11 protein-coding genes are annotated in these 19,410 nt (G+C 50.7%); 8 read left to right on the top strand and 3 right to left on the bottom strand.

Features of this window, described 5'->3' with window-relative positions; translation table 11 throughout:
* Positions 1–19: 19 nt before the first annotated feature.
* The 6 genes from Pan241w_RS11810 to Pan241w_RS11785 are packed head-to-tail and all read left to right on the top strand — an operon-like array spanning position 20 to position 11,155.
* Positions 20–1,045 carry an AAA family ATPase gene (locus Pan241w_RS11810; protein WP_198000476.1) on the top strand — a complete coding sequence of 342 codons (1,026 nt, stop codon included), beginning with the start codon at positions 20–22 and terminating at the stop codon, positions 1,043–1,045.
* Complete coding sequence (locus tag Pan241w_RS11805; protein ID WP_232107426.1) at positions 1,042–1,980, top strand: DUF58 domain-containing protein; 939 nt, start codon at positions 1,042–1,044, stop codon at positions 1,978–1,980. The genes Pan241w_RS11810 and Pan241w_RS11805 overlap by 4 nt, the downstream gene beginning before the upstream one ends.
* Positions 1,981–2,008: 28 nt before the next feature.
* Complete coding sequence (locus Pan241w_RS11800) at positions 2,009–4,108, top strand: vWA domain-containing protein (RefSeq protein WP_145215539.1); 2,100 nt, start codon at positions 2,009–2,011, stop codon at positions 4,106–4,108.
* Positions 4,069–7,758: a DUF4175 family protein gene (locus Pan241w_RS11795; RefSeq protein ID WP_145215536.1), complete on the top strand. Its 3,690-nt coding sequence runs from the start codon at positions 4,069–4,071 to the stop codon at positions 7,756–7,758. The genes Pan241w_RS11800 and Pan241w_RS11795 overlap by 40 nt, the downstream gene beginning before the upstream one ends.
* On the top strand, positions 7,755–10,088 hold the full coding sequence (locus Pan241w_RS11790; RefSeq protein ID WP_145215534.1) for a hypothetical protein: 2,334 nt from the start codon (positions 7,755–7,757) through the stop codon (positions 10,086–10,088). Before Pan241w_RS11795 ends, Pan241w_RS11790 begins: the two co-directional genes overlap by 4 nt.
* Complete coding sequence (locus tag Pan241w_RS11785; RefSeq protein ID WP_145215532.1) at positions 10,088–11,155, top strand: hypothetical protein; 1,068 nt, start codon at positions 10,088–10,090, stop codon at positions 11,153–11,155. The genes Pan241w_RS11790 and Pan241w_RS11785 overlap by 1 nt, the downstream gene beginning before the upstream one ends.
* Before the next feature lie 38 nt (positions 11,156–11,193).
* Here Pan241w_RS11785 and Pan241w_RS11780 read toward each other — a convergent pair whose 3' ends face one another.
* The 3 genes from Pan241w_RS11780 to Pan241w_RS11770 form a co-directional block, all read right to left on the bottom strand.
* Positions 11,194–12,033 (bottom strand): sigma-70 family RNA polymerase sigma factor, encoded by an 840-nt coding sequence (locus Pan241w_RS11780; protein WP_145215529.1) that lies wholly within the window; start codon positions 12,031–12,033, stop codon positions 11,194–11,196.
* A 455-nt stretch (positions 12,034–12,488) separates the two neighbouring features.
* Complete coding sequence (locus tag Pan241w_RS11775) at positions 12,489–14,327, bottom strand: 30S ribosomal protein S1 (protein ID WP_145215526.1); 1,839 nt, start codon at positions 14,325–14,327, stop codon at positions 12,489–12,491.
* Between the two features lie 498 nt (positions 14,328–14,825).
* Complete coding sequence (locus Pan241w_RS11770; protein ID WP_145215523.1) at positions 14,826–16,004, bottom strand: aldose 1-epimerase family protein; 1,179 nt, start codon at positions 16,002–16,004, stop codon at positions 14,826–14,828.
* Positions 16,005–16,243: 239 nt separating this feature from the next.
* Here Pan241w_RS11770 and Pan241w_RS11765 point away from each other — a divergent pair, with 239 nt between their 5' ends.
* Together Pan241w_RS11765 and ftsH are read left to right on the top strand one after the other, a co-directional pair.
* Positions 16,244–17,086 carry a glycosyltransferase family 2 protein gene (locus Pan241w_RS11765; protein WP_145215521.1) on the top strand — a complete coding sequence of 281 codons (843 nt, stop codon included), beginning with the start codon at positions 16,244–16,246 and terminating at the stop codon, positions 17,084–17,086.
* Positions 17,087–17,373: 287 nt separating this feature from the next.
* Positions 17,374–19,374 (top strand): ATP-dependent zinc metalloprotease FtsH, encoded by a 2,001-nt coding sequence (gene ftsH, locus Pan241w_RS11760; RefSeq protein WP_145215518.1) that lies wholly within the window; start codon positions 17,374–17,376, stop codon positions 19,372–19,374.
* Positions 19,375–19,410 lie beyond the last annotated feature (36 nt).

Below are 19,410 nucleotides of genomic sequence, written 5' to 3'. Positions count from 1 at the left end.
TTTTTTCAGGAGCCGAAACGTGAACCTTAAAATTGTCTCCCCCGATGGTCGCAGCGATGACGAACGCACCTTTGAACTGCTGCAAAACAGCCGCCAGCAAATCGATGTCGAAATTTCCAAAGCTGTCATCGGTCAAAAAGAAATCGTCGACCAGCTCCTGATCGCACTCTTCGCCGGCGGACACTGCCTGATCACCGGTGCCCCGGGTCTGGCGAAAACGCTCCTGGTCAATTCACTGGCGCAGGTTTTCAAGCTGAAATCACAGCGAATTCAATTCACCCCCGACCTGATGCCCGCTGACATCACCGGAACCGAAATTCTGGCAGGCGACTCCCAGGATGCACGGGGCATGAAGTTTGTTAAAGGCCCTGTATTCACAAATATTCTGCTGGCCGATGAAATCAACCGCACGCCTCCCAAAACACAGGCCGCGTTACTCGAAGCGATGCAGGAAAAACAGGTCACGGTCACCGGCGTCAAATATGAACTGGATAAACCATTTTTCGTGTTGGCAACGCAGAACCCGATCGAAATGGAAGGCACCTATCCGCTTCCTGAAGCACAGCTGGACCGCTTCATGTTCAATCTGGTAATTGATTATCTTTCGGAAGACGATGAAGTCGCCGTCGTCACGCAAACAACGGCCCGTAATGCCGAGCCCATCGTCCCGCTGTTTACCGGCAGCGACATTCAACAGTTCCACCAGTTCGTCCGCGAAGTTCCCGTCGCCGAAGAGATCGTGCGTTATGCCGTCCAGCTCTGTGCCGCCTCCCGTCCACAGCAGGAAACAACGCCAGACTTCATCAATGAATGGGTCAACTGGGGTGCCGGCCTACGAGCCGCTCAAAGCCTGATTCTAGGCGCCAAAGCACGTGCCGTCCTGCGCGGGCGCGTGCATGTCACCGTTGAAGATATCCAGGCATTGCTGGCTCCCGTTTTACGTCACCGCATTCTGATCAATTATCGCGCTGAAGCCGAAGGCATTACCGTCGAACAAGTCGTTCAACATCTGATTGACACCATTAAAAGGCCCATCGCAGCATGAGTTCGATTCGCATGAAACAAAATACACCACACACCGCCCCACAGAATAAGCGACTGGCCTCCCAGCGGATTGATCCTGCCTGCCTGATGCGGATTAAATCACTGGAACTCAGAGCGAAATCGGTCGTCGAAGGGACCTGGAAAGGCCTGCATCGCAGTCCCTATCACGGCTTTTCGGTTGAATTCACCGAATATCGCGAATACACGCCCGGCGACGATCCGCGCCACATCGACTGGAAACTGGCGGCCCGCTCCAATCAGCATTTTATCAAACGCTTTGAAGAAGAGACCAATCTCTGCTGTCACATGCTGCTGGACCTGAGTACTTCCATGCAATTTCACAGCCTGGGTTATTCCAAATCGGATTACGCGAAAACACTGGTCGCAACCTTTGCCTATTTCCTCTCCACCCAGCGCGATGCCAGTGGGTTGATCATCTTTGATGAGCAGGTTGAGTCGGTCGTCCCCGCCCGGTTCACCCGTGGTCAGCTCAGACGCATTCTGATTGAACTGGAACGACCACCACAGGGATCACACACCAACGTCGTGTCTCCTCTGAAACACGCCGTCGAAACGATTAAAAAGCGGGGGCTGGTCGTTTTGATTTCTGATCTCATGTCACCGCTGGACGAGTTAAACACCCATCTGGGATATCTGCGTGCCAAAGGACATGAAGTAGCCTTATTCCAGATTCTTGACCCGGCCGAGATTCATCTGAACTTCAATGAAACGGCGATTTTCGAAGATCTCGAAACAGGCGACCGCATCGCCCTCAATCCCAAAGCAGCACAAGCTAGTTATCGACAGCAGTTGAACCAGCACCTGGATGAAATCCAAACTATCTGCCGCAAACAGGGCGTGCATTATCACAAATTGACCACCGATACACCACTGGAAGCAGGACTCTCCGATTTTTTAGCTGATCGCGCCGCATGAAAGCAGTCCAGAAACAGAGGACACACAGTTGAGTTTTTTAACCCCACTCTATCTAGTTGGAATCATCGCCGTCGGCCTGCCGATCCTGCTCCATCTGGTCCGACACCAGCCGAAAAATGTCCTGTTCTTCAGCTCGCTCCGTTTTCTGGAACACAAGCCTCCTCAAACCAACCGCAAAAATAAAATCGAACACTGGTTGCTGCTCATGCTGCGTGCTATCGCCGTCATGCTTCTGGTAACTGCATTTGCACGCCCTTTTTTCAAAAACACCGACATCGAACTGACGGCGGCAGATACGAAGCACCAGACCATTCTCCTGATCGACACCAGCTCCAGCATGCAGCGCGGGACTCTCTGGAAAGAAGCACTGCAGACCGCCGACGAAATCATCAAGCAAGCCGACGAGAATCAGATCGCCATCTACACATTTGATTCCCAGCTCACCTCGGTCAAACCGATCAAGGACTCAAAGCAGGACACACCTCAACAAACGCAGCAAACCGACCGTGAACGCCTCACCAAGCTGACTCCCGGCTGGAACGCGACCAATCTGGGATTCGCGTTGTCAGAAATCGCCGCACGACTGCAGCAACAGGCCATTTCGGATCCGACGGGAACCCTGTTACAAAACAGCACGATTGAGCTGATTACGGATTTCCAGGCGGGTTCCCAAATCAACTCACTTTCAGAATTTTCCTGGCCGGCAGAGGTTCAAGTCCGCTTACATCAACTGAAAGAAAAACAGACCAGTAATGCTGGGCTCCAACTCCTGGCACTCGACGAACAAGGGCAGGCAACGGTTCGTATTGTCAATGCGGGCGACTCAAAGCAGGAACAGTTCCAGGTCGCATATCAAACGGCCCTCAGCGAGTCCGAGCAACCACAGAAAATTTACATCCCCGCAGGTCAGTCCCGAGTCATTCGCATGCCGGCAATTGACGAACAGCAACCCGCTACGCGAATCGTACTCAAAGGCGACAAACACGACTTTGACAACAATCTTTATCTTCAACCCCGCGAACAGGCAAACATCACTATCGTCCATTACGGCACTCCCGCCGCAGGCTCCACCGAGTCCCCTGATTATTTTGCCAAACGCGCATTTCCGACAACGCCCCAGCGCAAAATCGAATTCTTAACGGTTGGCCCCGATTCACCGCAAGTTCTGCTTTCGGTGGCGAAGATTCAGCTGATGATAGTCAGTCGCGAACTCTCTGCCGAGGAAACCAACCTCGTCAAGAATTATCTAGAGCAGGGTGGGGTAGTCCTGTTTTCCCTGAACCAGCAACAAACCAGTGACACGTTTCAACTTTTAATCTCCCGTTCGGAACAGAACCTCGTTTCGGAGGCCGACGTCAACGGCTATGCACTGCTCACAAATATCAAATTCGAGCACCCTCTGTTTCAGATGTTCCAGGCTCCTGAATATTCGGACTTCACAAACCTGAAATTCTGGAAGTATCAGCGGCTCTCGCTTCCCGAAGATGTACCGCATCAGGTTCTGGCACGCTTCGACCACGAAAGTCCGGCGATTGTGAACGTCCCCCTTGGTCAGGGACACCTCATCGTCATGACGTTTGGCTGGACTCCCGAGGCAAGTCAGTTCGCACTTTCAACCAAGTTTGTACCGATGATGAATGCCATTCTGGCCCTCAATGCCAATATGATCGATACTCCCTCCCAATTCATTGTCGGTGAAACCGTCAAGCTGCCCGAGTCCCTCAAAGCAGCGAAGGTGAGCGTGCCCAAGGTCTCATCAATTCAGTTGGCAGTGGGTCAGCAGAATTTCGAACAAACAGTCCAACCCGGCCTGTATCAGATTACATCACAAGATGAAACAACGCCGGTACAAAAGTTTGTGGTCAATCTCGACATCGAAGAAAGTAAGACCGCACCACTGGCAATCGAAAAACTGGAAGCACTGGGAGTCAAGCTACTCAACCACAACGAAACCACAGCCGCCAATTCAGCCCCCGCCGATCTGAAACGCCAGGCGTTGATCCGGGAGATGGAACAGAAACAGAAAATATGGCGTTGGCTGATCATTGTCGCGCTGGCGATGCTGGGTCTGGAAACACTGCTGGCGAAATGGATCGCCGGCAAAAATTCAGCGACACGAAAGGCGTAATCATGGGCCTGCCCGATCTCTTACAACAACTCAATCAGGTCGTCTTTCGTTATCAGGCCAGCCAGAATCTCAAACGATTGACCCTGCTCTGGCTGATTGCCGGCGTCCTGACACTGTTAACATTAACACTCATCGAACCGATTGCTGCACCACAATTCCAACACCTGTTGCTGGCTGTGCTGTTGGGTGTACCATGCCTCGTTGCGACGGGAATGCTTCTGTTTCGCTCCCGAAATCGTGTTTCTCCTGCCAGCCGCCATCAAATCGCTACCTTAATTGAACAGACCTACCCGGATCTGGACACCAGCCTGCTGGCCACACTGGAATTAGAAAAAACAACCGATGAAACGCAGCCCACTTTTCTGCAGAATCGCCTGATACAACAAGTTATTCAGCATGGAACCGAACACGACTGGCGGCAGACGATCTCCAACCGCAGACTGATCCTGCAAAGCACAACACACCTCGTCTGTTTCACTGCCTGGTTCATCAGTTGTCTCACCTGCTGGTCTTACCTGAAGGCGGCGCCCATTCCTAAAGAAGAACCACTGTCGACCATCGCTTCCACCAAAGCACAGTATCAGGTCGAAATAAATCCGGGAACCACCGATCTGGAAAAAGATCACCCTCTCTTAATTACCGCACGATTCATAGAGAAAATCCCCGATATTGCAACCCTGCACATCCACGGGGCGTCAGGAGAAACACAGGAACTGCCGCTCGTCAAACACCTGGACGACCCGGTCTTTGCCACCCGGCTGCCTGCCGTGAGCGAGGATCTTACTTATTCCGTTCAAGTAAATCACTGGGAAACGGAAACCTATCAGGTCAAAGTCTACGTTTTACCAAAACTGGTTCAACTGGATACGGTGATCACGCCCCCCGAGTACACGGGACAACCAACACAGACAGTGGAAGACAGCCTGACTATCAGCGCGGTCACCGGTTCGACGATTGAACTCCACGCCCGGTTCAACAAACCTGTAAAAGCGGCTCGATTGGTATCAGGGGCAGGGCAGCCATTACCGATGGTACTCAGCTCAAATGGCACCTCAGCCCGTCTCAAGCTCAAAGCAAAACAGAGCCAGACTTGGAACTTGCGATTGATCGATGCCGACAAACGAGAAAACCGAAACCAACCTTTCATCGATCTCGCCGTCATTCCCAACCTGCCCCCGGAAATCAAAGTGACATTTCCCGCTCGCGATACACGTGTCTCCCCGTTGGAAGAGGCCCTCGTGCAGGGGACCGTCGTCGATGATTTCGGCGTGCAACAGGTAGGACTCGTCTATTCAATTCCCGGTCAGCCTATTCAAACCCTGAATTTACTCAACACAACAAAGCCCAAGTTGGAGGTGGCCACCGAGCACATCCTCTCGCTGGAACGTCTGCAGGTACAGCCGGACACGCTGATTTCCTATCACTTGTTTGCGGAAGACATCGCCCCTGACGGCAGCAGACGCAAAGTGCTCAGCGACATGTATTTCATGGAAGTCCGCCACTTTGAAGAAATCTTCAAGCAAGGCCGCTCTGCAAACAGCTCCTCGAAATCGGGAAAAAGTGGCGGGAATGCTCAGCAGGCCGAAAAGCTGGCAGAGCAGCAAAAACAGATTATCAATGCGACCTGGAAAATCATCCGCCGCGAAATCAAGGAGACCGTATCCAGCGAGTTCGCAGAAGACGTGAATACACTGCAACAGGCACAACAGGCACTGGTCACCGCAGTCATCAAGCTGGCCTCAAAAGTAAAATCGCAAAAATCAAAAGCCGTCATCGATTCCATCTCACAAAAAATGCAGGAAACCGTTTCGCTGCTCAACGCGGCCAAGGATGCCAACGAGGTTGAACAACTCACCACAGCCCTGGCGACTGAACAAGCCAGTTACCAGCTCCTGCTGAAACTGCGCGCCCGCGAGCATAAGGTTTCCCAAAATAAAAATGGGGGAGGCAGCAAAGGGGGCGGCAGCAGCCGTTCACAGAATCAACTGCAACAACTGGAGCTGACCAACAAAAAACAGCGTTATGAAACCGAGAATCAGGCATCCCCACCTCCGGCGACACAACCGAATCGTGAATCACTGCAAATCCTTAACCGGTTGCGAGAGTTAGCGCAGCGTCAAAAGGATCTGAATGAACAACTCAAAGAACTGGCCGACAAACAGCGTTTCGCAAAATCCGATCAGGAACGCGAAGAAATCGAACGCCAGTTGAAACGCTTACGCGAACGACAACGCGAACTGCTTCGCAAAGCCGACGAAGTCGCCCAGCGGATGGATCAGTCTAAACAACCTTCATCCACGAAATCCCGACGTGAACTCGAACAGACGCGGAAACACCTGCAACAAAGCTCACAATCGCTCAAAGAAGGGCAGGTCTCACGTGCCCTGAACTCCGGAACCCGCGCCCAGCAGCAACTGGACCAACTCAAAAACGAATTCCGCAAAAAAACTGCCAACCAATTCGCCGACGCCATGCGATCCCTGAATCAGCAGGCCGAACAACTCGATCAAAAGCAGAAAGAACTGAGCCAGGCGCTCAATAAATCCGACCAGCCAGACCAGCCCAAGGGACGGCGGTCTCTGCGAAAGAATCAGGGGCAGCAGAAACTCGCCGATCAACTTGAGAAGCAGGAAGATCGGTTGAAAAATCTGGTGAAACAGATGAAAAAAGTCGTTCAGGAGTCTGAAAAATCAGAGCCACTGCTTTCCAAGCATCTGTACGATGCCATTCGCAAAACGAGACCCTATCGCCCGGAAGATGCGTTAAAGAATGCCGCCAACTTCCTGAAAGAGGGCGCCACCGAACGGGCGCAACAGGCTGAACAACGTGCCGGGCAGGGAATCGAAGCGATGAAACAGGGGATCAAAGTCGCCGCCGAAAGTGTTCTGGGCAACGATCTGGAATCACTCAAACGGGCCCGACAAGAAATCAAATCACTCACATCAGACATGAAACAGGAACAGAAACTGGCCGGCAATCCCAAAGCAGCAGGCCAGCCAAAACCGTCTGCACAAAAATCAACCCAGACCGGAAAAGGGAAATCTCCCGGACAAAAACCATCTCCGGGAACGAAAGCCGGTCAACCGGGTAAATCTGGTTCCCCCTCCGGTCAGGGCAAGTCCCCCGTACAACTGGCGTCGGCCCAAAAAGGTAAAGGTCAGGGCTCTCAATCAGGCTCCGGCAAATCCTCATCTCCGTCATCTTCACAATCGGCATCAAAACCATCATCTCCTAAATCATTAAAGGGGTCCCGCGGCAATTCGAAAGGGGGCGCTGGTGGAGGTCAGGGAGGTCCTGGGGCACCGGCGGCGGGACCGATTACCGGCAATCAGTTCCGCCAGTGGTCTGACCGTATGCGGGATGTTGAGGAGATGGTGGGAGATCCTGAACTACGTAGTAAAGTCGCTCAAATTCGTGAACGGGCACAGAGTATGCGTGCCGAGTTCAAACGACATTCCAAAGTACCGGAAGGAGACTTGGTCAATGCGCAAATCCTGGAACCGCTGGCTGAACTTCAAAAAGTATTGTCAAACGAAATCAGCAAACGAGGCGCGGAGACATCGCTGGCACCGATTGACCGCGACCCGGTACCGGAAAAATACTCTGACCTGGTCCGTCGCTACTATGAAGAATTAGGGAGTGGAAAATGATTTGTCTGGCCCAAATCCAATTCGGCGCCCCCGACTGGACCACCATCACCATCGCTGTCCTCATTGTAGGTCTGGCACTGTTGATCTATGCCTACCGTTCACTCTCCCTGCAGCGTTCGCTGTCGGGGGTCGCCTTCAGTCTGAAACTGTGCGGCATCGCAGTCCTCTCGATTGCGCTCACCGAGCCGTTATGGAGCGGCGTGCGGATTCATCCCGGCACCAATCTGTTCGCGATCGTGGTGGATGACAGCCAGAGCCTGCAAATTAAAGATTCCAAAACAGGTCAACCCCGCCTGCAACAGATTCAACAATTGCTCTCAACCACTGAAGCCGAGCAGAAGACACCGCAATGGATGATCGATCTGGAACAGAATTTTTCGGTCCGGAAATATTCCGTCGATGCCCACGCGCATGCCCAGACCAATTTGCAGCACTTGACCTTTGACGGCTCCCAGACAAACCTTGTCTCCAGTCTGAATGAATTAAATCGCCGCTATCAGAAGCTCCCGTTAGCAGGTATTCTGTTGATGACGGACGGCATCTCCGCCGAAGAAATCAACCAGCTGGAAACCTCCGTTCCGATTTACTCGGTTCCGATTGGCGATTCCACTCCGGCCACCGACCTGGCGATCACAAAAACTTCCGTCAGCTATTCCCCCTTTGAAGACGCACCGATTCGAATTCTCGCCGACCTTTCCGCGACACAGTGCCAGCAGAAACAAATCAAGGCACAACTGCTGGATGAAACTGGTAAGGTGGTCGAGACGGTAACCCGCGAAGTCAGTCAGCCCGAACAGGAGTTTCAGATTCGTTTCCAAGTCCGCCCCGATGCGACCGGTATCGCCTTTTATCAAATCAAAACATCGCTGATCTCAGCAGAGACCAACGAAGCCACGCTGTCCAACAATCAGCGCACACTGAAAATTGATCGCGGCCGCACCGCACATCGCGTGTTGTATGTCTCAGGCCGCCCCAACTGGGAGTTCAAATTCTTGCGACGGGCAATTGAAGAAGACGAATTTATTCATCTGGTGGGACTGATCCGCATCGGCAAAAAAGAAACCAAATTCGATTTTCGCAGTCGGGACGGGGAAGAAGGAAACGCGCTCTTTCGCGGCTTTGACCCCCAAAATGAAGCCGACCTGGAACGCTACGACCAGCCGGTATTCGTACGGATCAATACGCAATCTCCCGATGAACTCAAAGACGGCTTTCCCAAAACCGAAAGGGAACTGTTTCAGTATGAAACGCTAATCATCGACGACTTGGAAGCAGCCTTCTTCACACACGACCAGTTGGATCTGATCACCCGCTTTGTTTCAGAGCGGGGTGGCGGGCTGGTGATGCTCGGCGGGCAGGAATCGTTTCAAAAAGGAGGCTACAATAAAACGGACTTGAGCCGTCTGTTGCCGGTTTATTTCCCACAGCGAGACACTTCTGCCTTCGAAAGCGACTATCAGTTCGCATTGACTCGCGACGGCTGGCTTCAACCCTGGATGCGTCACCACAAACAGGAACAGGAAGAACACAAACGCCTGACAGAAATGCCGACCTTCAAAACGATCAATCGGATGGATACTACCAAGCCTGGTGCCACTCTGGCAGCAGAATTGAAGAGCCCTCAGAAAGCCGTGTTTCCTGCAATTGCTACACAACGGTACGGCTTGGGACGTGTCACAGCCATCATGATTGGGGATCTCTGGCGTTGGCGGTTGAAAGAAGATTCCACGTCTCCCCAACTCTACAAATCCTGGCGACAGTTATTGCGGTGGATGACCACCGATGTGCTGGAACCCATTGATCTCCTGGTTGATTCGAACCCCGAGGGCAATTCCGGTACGAAAATCAAAGTCCTCGTCCGGGATCCAGAATTCCAGAAACGTAGCGATTATCAGGTCGAATTGGAAATCACGACGCCCAAAACTGAGACCATCAAACTGACAGCCGATCCAACAGCCGACAAGCCGGGCGAATACCAGACCGTCTATCTACCCCCTCAACCGGGCGGTTATGCGGTTTCTGCAACTGTTACCTCACCCGATTCTAAATCAAAAACAATCAATAGCGGCTGGGTCCACGACCCGGGCAGCAGGGAGTTCCGGTCCATCTATCCGGACCTTGACCGACTGCAACAACTCGCGACACGAACAAAAGGGGAAGTGATCCCGGCTGCCAAACTGTCACAGTTCGTCAATTCTCTGGATCAACGCCACATTCCTGTGACAGAAGAGTCAGTCAGTCCACTCTGGCATCACCCCTGGGTTCTGGTATTCGTCCTGGGGTGCCTGTTTGGTGAGTGGTCTTTACGACGCTGGAAAGGATTACCCTGATGCACAATCAAATCCGAACTGGATTGAAAACGATATTGATTTGTCTGTTGACACTCATCAATGCCATGCAATTGAACGCAGAGAGTGAAGCTCCCATCAAAAAAACAGAACGCATGATCGTTGTGATCGGTGCCGGCGGTCTGGAAGAATATGAACAGCAGTTTTCCCGCTGGTCGCAGCGCTGGAAACAAATCGCTGCTCATAAACAAGCTGAGTTAACAGTGATTGGAGAAAGCGTCGATGCGCGCCAGTCGGATCTGGAACTGATCACGCGAGAACTCCAACGTCAAACCGATAACATGACGGCCACCTGGTTAATCCTGATCGGACATGGCACCTTTGATGGTAAAACCGCCCGTTTCAATTTGCGTGGCCCCGATCTCACCGCTGATCAACTGAGCCAATCCTGTGACGCCGTCAAACACCCGCTGGCTGTTCTCAATTGTTTTTCATCCAGCGGCCCCTTTTTGAACGCGCTGTCAGCGGACAATCGTGTGATCATTTCAGCGACAAAGAACGGACACGAATTCTACTTCTCCCGCTTTGGAAATTTTCTTTCCGAAGCCAGCTCTCAACCCCAGGCTGATTTGGATCATGACGGTCAAATCTCGCTACTTGAAGCCTATCTGGCGGCCTGCCGCGAAACGAACGCCTATTATCAGGAAAAAGGAGAACTGGCCACCGAGCACGCTCTGCTGGATGACAATGCCGATCAACAGGGAACCCGCGGCGATCAATTTGAAGGTCTGAATCGAATGCCTGATTCCCATTCTGAGAAGACGACATTACCAGATGGGCATCGGGCTCATCAATTCACTTTGTTCGCGACACAACCGATTGCCCAGATTTCCGGCGAACAGAAATTGAAACGCGATGAACTGGAACTCCAAATTCTTGCACTGAAACAGCGCAAAACTGAGTTTTCCAATTCGGATGAGTATTACCAGAAACTCGAACCTCTGATGCTTCAACTGGCACTCGTCTACCGCAGGATTGATCAAAAGCAACAGCAGATCATCTTCGATCCGATGGTTGTCCCCATTAATGCAAAAAAGACCGGCAGATAACCGGTCTCTTTGCTGATTTGCTAAAGTCATTCCAAAGCTTACTCGCCGGAAATTTCTTTGGCCAGTTTTTTGAGTGCTTCACTCTCGATCTGCCGCACGCGTTCCCGCGTCAAACCTAATTCCTGGCCGATCTCTTTCAATGTTTTTGGTTCGTCACCGTCCAGACCAAACCGCATCCGCAGAATGCTGGCTTCGCGATCCGGAATTTCTTTCAGCAGTCGATAGACATGCTTCAGATTGTCATTCTCAACCAGTTCATCATCGGGGCCTTTTAAGCGATCATCGGGAATCATCTCTCCCAGTGACCAGCCAGCCTCATGCTGCTCGGATTGAGGCGACGAATTATACAGCTGAATCGCTTTCTTGACAATTTTCAATTTCTTCGGTGGAAGATCGAGTTCTTTGGCCACTTCTTCTGTGGTGGGAGTTCGATCGAGCGTGTCTTGAAGCTGAGCGGTGGCACGCCGCCATTTGGTCAAAAGTTCGACCATATAGGCGGGAATACGAATGGTCTTCGCGGAATTCACCAAAGCTCGTTTGATCGACTGTTTGATCCAGTAACTGGCGTAGGTACTGAAACGGGTCCCCATTTCGGGATCGAAGCCTTCAACGGCCCGGAGTAGACCCAAGTTGCCTTCTTCAATCAGATCCTGAAGTGGCAGACCTTTGCCTGAATAGGCTCGCGCGATATTCACAACAAGCCGCAGATTCGCTCGCACCATACGGTCGCGGGCTTCTTTGTCACCGTTTTCAATACGATTCGAAAGCTCCTTCTCTTCTTCTGCAGAGAGCAGGGCGGTTTCGTTGATTTCTTTGAGATATGTTTCTAACGGATTCTGTACGGCTGAAGAGGAACGCCGTCGAGCAGTTTTCTGCATGGAAAACCTGTTATCTATTCGTTGTTGACAAATGGAAATGCCGAACCAATTCCATGGCTTTCCATTAGATTTGCAACCGTTCGCGGGAACTCGTTTCCTCTCGACACGATGATTTATTTACAGAATCAAGGCAGATATACCTTGCACCCTGTAAACTACCTATCGGCAAATCAAAGTGGATTTCTGAAGGCGGTATGGAAAAGCCCAACAGGAAACGAGGAATCTGCAGAAACTGTAACGATTGTAGGGATCAGGTAGACCTCTACTGCTAAAACACAATGATTACTACAGTTTTGCACAGAATCGGACTCCAGGCATTGCATCAAAAGTGGTTGATTGGACATCCTCATCAAGTAGCTCCGCAGCTTTCGCAGAAACGAAAAAAGCGGTGGTCCGTTAAGACCACCGCTTTTAATTTCAATTCCATTTCCAGTCAGAACTGGACTGGAAATAATTTATTCTGCCGATTCTTCAGAACTCTCTTCTGCAGCAGGTTCTTCTGCAGGAGTTTCAGCACCTTCTGAAGGCATGCTGAACAGCGGGGCGTTTCCACCGGTTCCACCCATCAGTTCCTTACGAGGAGCACCAGCGGTTGCTGGTTCACCGGCTTCACCCGACGCTTCTTCTTCGATCGGTTCTTCGAGCTTACGGCTCAGGCCGATCTTACGATCATCAGTGTCAACACGCAGGATTTTGACATCCAGTGTTTCGCCGACCTTGACGATATCTTCGGGGTTTTCCACTTTGTGATCCGCGAGTTCTGAAATGTGCAGCAGGCCTTCCAACTCATCTTCCAGTTCTACGAAGACACCAAAGTTCGTAATCTTGGTAACCACCCCTTGCACGATGGCACCGGGCTGGTACTTCTGAGGAATATCGGTTTCCCAGGGATCGGAAGCGAGCTGCTTCAATCCCAGTGCGATTCGTTTTCGCTCTTCATCAACGGAAATGACCAGACACTCAATTTCGTCGCCTTTCTTCATGACTTCGCTGGCATGAGAAATCTTACGTGTCCAGGACATGTCGCTCACATGCAGCAAGCCGTCGACACCTTCTTCGAGTTCAATGAAGGCACCGTAGTTGGTGAGATTGCGAACGGTTCCTTTGACCTTGGCACCTTCCGGGTATTTCTTGGTGACTTCGTCCCATGGATTGGACTGAGTCTGCTTCATACCGAGAGAGATTTCCTGTTTGTCTTTGTTGACACCCAGCACAACCACTTCCACTTCATCGCCGATATTGACGAGTTCACTTGGATGGTTGATGCGTTTGGTCCAGGACATTTCACTGATGTGAACCAGGCCTTCGATGCCGTCTTCCAGTTTCACAAAGGCACCGTAAGACATCACGTTGACAACGTGACCGATGACTTTGGTACCCACTGGGTATTTGGATTCGACCAATTCCCAGGGACTGGGTGATTTCTGCTTGAGACCGAGGGCAATTTTTTCTTTGTCACGATCGACGCTCAGGATCATGACTTCGATTTCGTCATCAATCTTCACGATTTCAGTCGGATGGTTGATACGTCCCCAACTCATGTCGGTAATGTGTAACAGACCATCAATCCCGCCGAGATCAACAAAGGCACCAAAGTCGGCGATGTTTTTCACGACGCCTTTAACAATTTGACCTTCTTCAATCTTGCTGAGCAGATCCTGTTTGAGCTTCTCACGTTTTTCTTCGATGAGTTTACGACGTGAAACAACAATGTTTCGTCGGGCTTCATCAATTTTCAAAATCACACATTCAATGGTGCGACCAATGTAGTTGGCGATATCGGAAGGACGACGAATATCAACCTGGCTGGCTGGCAGGAAGACATTCACGCCGATATTAATGAGCAGGCCACCTTTGATTTTGCGAACAACAGTACCGGAAACCACATCGCCTTCGGCGTGTGTTGCGATGACTTTTTCCCACTCGCGAATGCGATCGGCTTTGCGCTTGGAAAGCATGGTCAAGCCGAATTCGTCTTCGACTTCTTCCAGCAGTACCTGAACCTTATCACCGGCCTTGGGAGGTTCTTCATCCTCAGACCATTCGTCAATATGAACGACACCTTCACTCTTGAATCCGATGTCGACAAGAACCTCTTCACCCTCAACGCTTAAAACAACACCATCAATAATCTGATTTACATCATAAGCACAGGAGACGGAAGCATAGACGTCATCCAACACCCAATCGGTTTCTTCACCCTCTGCATCAACTTCTGGCATGACCTCTGCGAATGCCGCATCCAGGTCTTCATCAGAAATGTTAAACTCTCGAATTAAATTACGATCAACCATACTAAAAAAAATCCAAATACACTTAAAATTTCAAAATCAACTTCTTACAGGAATGCCCCATCAAATTTTGCTGTTAGCGGAACATGGCATGAACTCACTTTGGTTCACCCGTTCCAGCAATCCAAAAACATCTCTTTGTCAACAGGTCTCAGACGTTCGCTCACGAAGAGCAGGGGGGAGAGAGAAGTACGTCAACTTGTCTTTGAATGCGATCCAACAATCGAAAAAAAAAGCGAAGAGATCAGAGAATCTCCCGCAACATTCCAGCGAATATCAATTTCTCCAAAACCAAATGTCTCTCTAAGCGGTCAACACACAACGCGTTGATCAATGCACCCAAGAGATCAGTCCAGCAAATATATCAGAACCAATTGATTTAATTCCAGCCATATAGATGTCTGAAAGTCATTAAATCACGTATTTCTTGTATTTTTTTGACTTTTTGTGGCTCTGATTCACAATCCCGACTGACAGTCATCAGATTGCCAGAATCAGGCATTAAGAAAACCGGGGATGGGGCGTCTCATGCACAACCGAGGGGCCCTGTTCACTTAACTTCGTGATTTTCTGCCTGACCTCATCAACGGAATCCGAATTATTCAAAATTGAAACCTGAAATTCGGTCTCGTAGCTGCCCCCTGGCTCAACGCGCTTTAAGCGCCCCTGCTCCCGCTCGACTCCCCTGAAATTCGGGAAACTGATCGCAGGCTCCAGCCCTGTCACGTAGCCGCCTGACTCAGACTGAGTATTCTTCCACAGTGTAAAATAAGGGAGAGACGCCTTCTTAAAATTCACCAGAAAACCTAAGGCCCCCTTTTTGCCAGTCAGTAACGCCGGCGAGTCCCCATTCTCATCACAGACAGGAAGAAAATAGTACGCCTGCTCAGCATAACCGGGTGTGGGTCCCAGATACGTCTCGAACTCATTCACCCCTTCTGCCGCACGGGGATCTCGGGGTGCCATTTCCTTAAATGGCATCGCAAATCGGGAACCTTCCCCCAAAAACGGCGCGCCCACATTGATGTGATACAACAATTCCGACTCAGTCGGTTCCGGTCCCAGGTTAGTCACACGGTCACGAATCCGAAATTCTGCTGATCCCAGACGGGTTTCGAGCGTCGATTCCAGTAGAAAATGACTGCCAAACAGCATGCCTTCTTCCATTTTGCCACTAATTTTCAACCAACCCCCGTCAGCAGGGTCGAGTTCCACACTCACATAATGCGCGGGCGTATTGGCAATCCGCCCGTGCAAAGTTAATTCTGATTCGAGGGGATTACCTGCTGAATCGGCCCCGGGAGGTCCGTTTGAGATCAGGCCACACCGACAAATCAGCTCATTAAAGCCACTCAGCCAACCGAGTCCACCTCGCTCCGAAAGCGTGACAAATGCAGGATTTACAGGCGATTTTACAGGAGACTGCCATTCCAGCGGAATTCCCTGGCAATTCCCTTTCCAGACCCCCATTCCCCGAGTGGGCAGAATCGAAAGCTGTAGCGCGCCGTTATTCACCTCGATCAGATCCACGCCTTCCGACAGTCCGCCGTGCAGTTGTGTTTTGCGAATTGACCAACTCGGATTCTCGGAAAACTCAGGATGGCTCTCTGCATTCAGCAGGATTTCTTCCACCCAGGTTTGCGAATTCACATCAGTGAACAAAATTTGTGTCGATTTCATTGTCGTGCCTCAAATCTAACAGATCAGTAAATTCGGAAAATCCGGAATGAGTGAAAAAAAGAAGAATATCAACCTGACAGTCTGGATAATGTAAACCGGTTTGTTCAACCTGGCCAGCGTCGAAAGCAGAAACCAATCAGAAAGTCCTCTTGCAGATGCCATTTGCAACTTATAATACAGAATAGAACCTATCAAACCTTAACCACTCTGTATCAAAGTTAATCATGGATTTCCACTCAATGACTCCAGTTCCTCAATCGGATGAGCACGGTTACCCGTACACGACCGAATGGTATAGCTCCTTAAAAGCATCACTGGGAGAAGCGGGCTGTCGGCAGCTTGGCTTTTATCCCATTCCAGAAGACTTTTTACTCTCAGTCGTCATTCCCATTTTCAATGAGAGCAAGACTGTCGAAAACCTGATTGATCAGGTCAAAGCTGTTCCGATTCGAAAGGAACTGGTTCTAGTCGACGATGGCAGCACCGATGGAACACGGGAAATCCTGAAACGACTGGAAGAACAGGCACAGACGAGCGACGACCCCCAAAATCAGCTTCGCGTCATTTTTCACGAGGTGAATCAGGGAAAAGGGGCCGCCGTTAGAACCGGATTTCTTGAAGCACAAGGCGATGTTATGCTGATTCAGGATGCCGACCTGGAATACGATCCTTCAGAATACCCGCGTCTTCTGCAGCCCATCATTGAAGGGAAAGCTGATGTCGTCTACGGGAGCCGTTTTCTGGGAGACCAGCCTCACCGGGTGCTTTATTACTGGCATTATCTGGGGAATAAATTCCTGACCACGCTCTCGAACTGTTTTACCAACCTCAATTTGACCGACATGGAAACCTGCTACAAGCTCTTTAAAAAAGAGGTGATCAAGGAAATCGCCCCTGGACTCTGCCAGAATCGGTTTGGAATCGAACCGGAACTGACAGCGAAAGTAGCCCGGCGCCATTGTCGGATATTCGAAATGTCGATCAGTTATGATGGTCGCACATATGATCAGGGGAAGAAAATTGGCTGGCGAGACGGTGTCAAAGCACTGTGGTGCATTGTGCGTTATGGATTAAAAGATTAGTGGCCCACCCAATAATGCAATAACATCCCGTCTTGGAAGAACTTATTTTACTGACAGCTTGCTCGATCCTTTCTAAAAACAGGCTTCCCACCATTGCCTGCAAGACGGATTTTCTCATAGAATCAGCAACATATTACTGAAACATAGAAATAAACAATCGTCCCCCATAATCGTGGTGCGACGATTTCCTGGCAGACGACTGATTCAACGTGTATGCCACACCATGAGTAAGCCAGTCTTCAGCAACAATATAAAATAAAGATCTCAGTAAACGAACGGAACATCATATGGCCTCTCCTCCGGAGATCCCCCAGGAAAATCCTCCCAAAGGCAAAGCACCGCAAAAGCAACCCGGCAAAGATTCTCAGGGCGCCGCTCCCTCAACAGGTCCCTGGCTGATTATCCTGCTGATTCTGGTAATTGGCAGTCTGATCATGATGAAAAACTCGCCGGAAAATACGGGATCGAAGGTCGACTATAGTTTCTTCATTTCTGAGCTGAAACGTGGCAATGTGGAATCCGTCGATTTCCATGGCGACATCCTGACCGGAAAATGGAAGATTCGTCCTGAGAATCCGGATAAGGAAAAAAAAGAGAAAGAGGAAAAACTGGCAGAAGAATTCAACACAGTTCTGCCTTCACACCCAGTTGAAGATCGAGACCTGGTTCCGGAACTGATCAAACAGAAAGTTGATTTCAAGGCGGAAAGTACCAATGTTGGCATCGGTACGTACATCATTCCCTGGCTGATTGGGCCATTGTTAATCATCGGATTCTTCTGGTTCATGCTGCGGCGTTCCGCCGACCCCATGGGCTCCGGAATGCTGGGTAACTTCACCAAGAGCCCGGCAAAGCGGTTCCGCCCCTCGGAAGAACAAACCACCTTTGACGATGTCGCAGCCATGGAGCAGGCCAAATCGGAATTACAGGAAGTCGTTGAGTTCCTGAAGACACCAGCCAAGTTTCAGCGTCTCGGTGCACAAATTCCCAAAGGCGTCTTGCTGATGGGCTCGCCTGGAACCGGAAAAACTTTATTGGCCCGTGCAACGGCCGGTGAAGCCGGTGTTCCCTTTTATTCCATAAACGGGTCGGAATTCATTCAGATGTTCGTCGGCGTCGGTGCCAGCCGCGTACGGGATCTGTTTCGAACCGCCAAAGAAAATGCCCCCTGTATCATTTTCGTTGATGAAATTGATGCCGTGGGACGAATTCGAGGTGCCGGTCTCGGAGGTGGACACGATGAACGCGAACAGACGTTGAACCAGATGCTCAGTGAAATGGATGGATTCCAGCAGAATGAAGCGGTGATCATCATCGCAGCAACCAACCGTCCGGATGTCCTGGACCCGGCATTGCTGCGTCCCGGACGCTTTGACAGGCACATCACAGTGGACCGACCCACTAAAGAAGGACGAGCCGCAATCCTGAAAGTTCACTCGCGAAAAATCCCGCTGGCAGATGATGTTGATTTGAATCATATCGCCGCCGGTACGATTGGTTTTTCAGGTGCTGACCTGAAGAATCTGGTGAATGAAGCGGCCTTATCGGCAACGCGTCTCAACAAAGACCAGGTCGATAAGGAAGATTTTGATAATGCTCGGGATCGTGTCTTGATGGGACCAGAACGTGAGGAGATTTTGAGCGAAAAAGAACGTGAAATGACAGCTTACCACGAAGCCGGCCATGCGTTATTGGCCTGGTTACTTCCGGAGATCGATCCGGTTCACAAAGTCACGGTGATTCCTCGTGGTAGAGCACTCGGAGTAACGCAGCTATTGCCCGATGAAGAACGCTACAATATGGGAGAGAAGCAACTTCACTCTCAGTTAGCATTCATGTTGGGTGGTCGGGCTGCGGAAGGCATTGTCTTCGGCGAACATACAGCCGGAGCAGCAGATGACATCAAACGAGCGACCCAGATCACACGAAAAATGGTGGGGCAGTGGGGCATGAGTGATGTCATCGGACCGGTGGCGTTTCGCCATTCGGATGAGAACCCGTTCCTGGGGAAAGAGATGAAATCACAGGGCGAATGTAGTGAAGAAACGGCCCACGTCATCGACCAGGAAATGCAGCGATTTTTAAACGCGGCTGAACAACGGGCAGAAGAAATATTAACAGAAAACAGGGAGAAACTTGACCTGCTGGCAAAAGCACTCGTAGAACAAGAGGCCATTGACAGTAATGACATCAAGCGTCTGATTGGCGTTTCGGTTCGGGAACAAGCAAAGCTTGACAGTGCTAAAGAAACCGGCACTGAGAGTCAAAGTGAAAACGAATCAGAGTAACCAGCCAATCCAGGATGCCTCATCAGAGAGCGAGTT

The organism is Gimesia alba (genome assembly GCF_007744675.1).
GTDB classification, from domain to species: domain Bacteria; phylum Planctomycetota; class Planctomycetia; order Planctomycetales; family Planctomycetaceae; genus Gimesia; species Gimesia alba.
The sequence above is the reverse complement of the archived record's forward strand: the minus strand, read 5'-3'. Positions and strand labels throughout refer to the sequence as shown.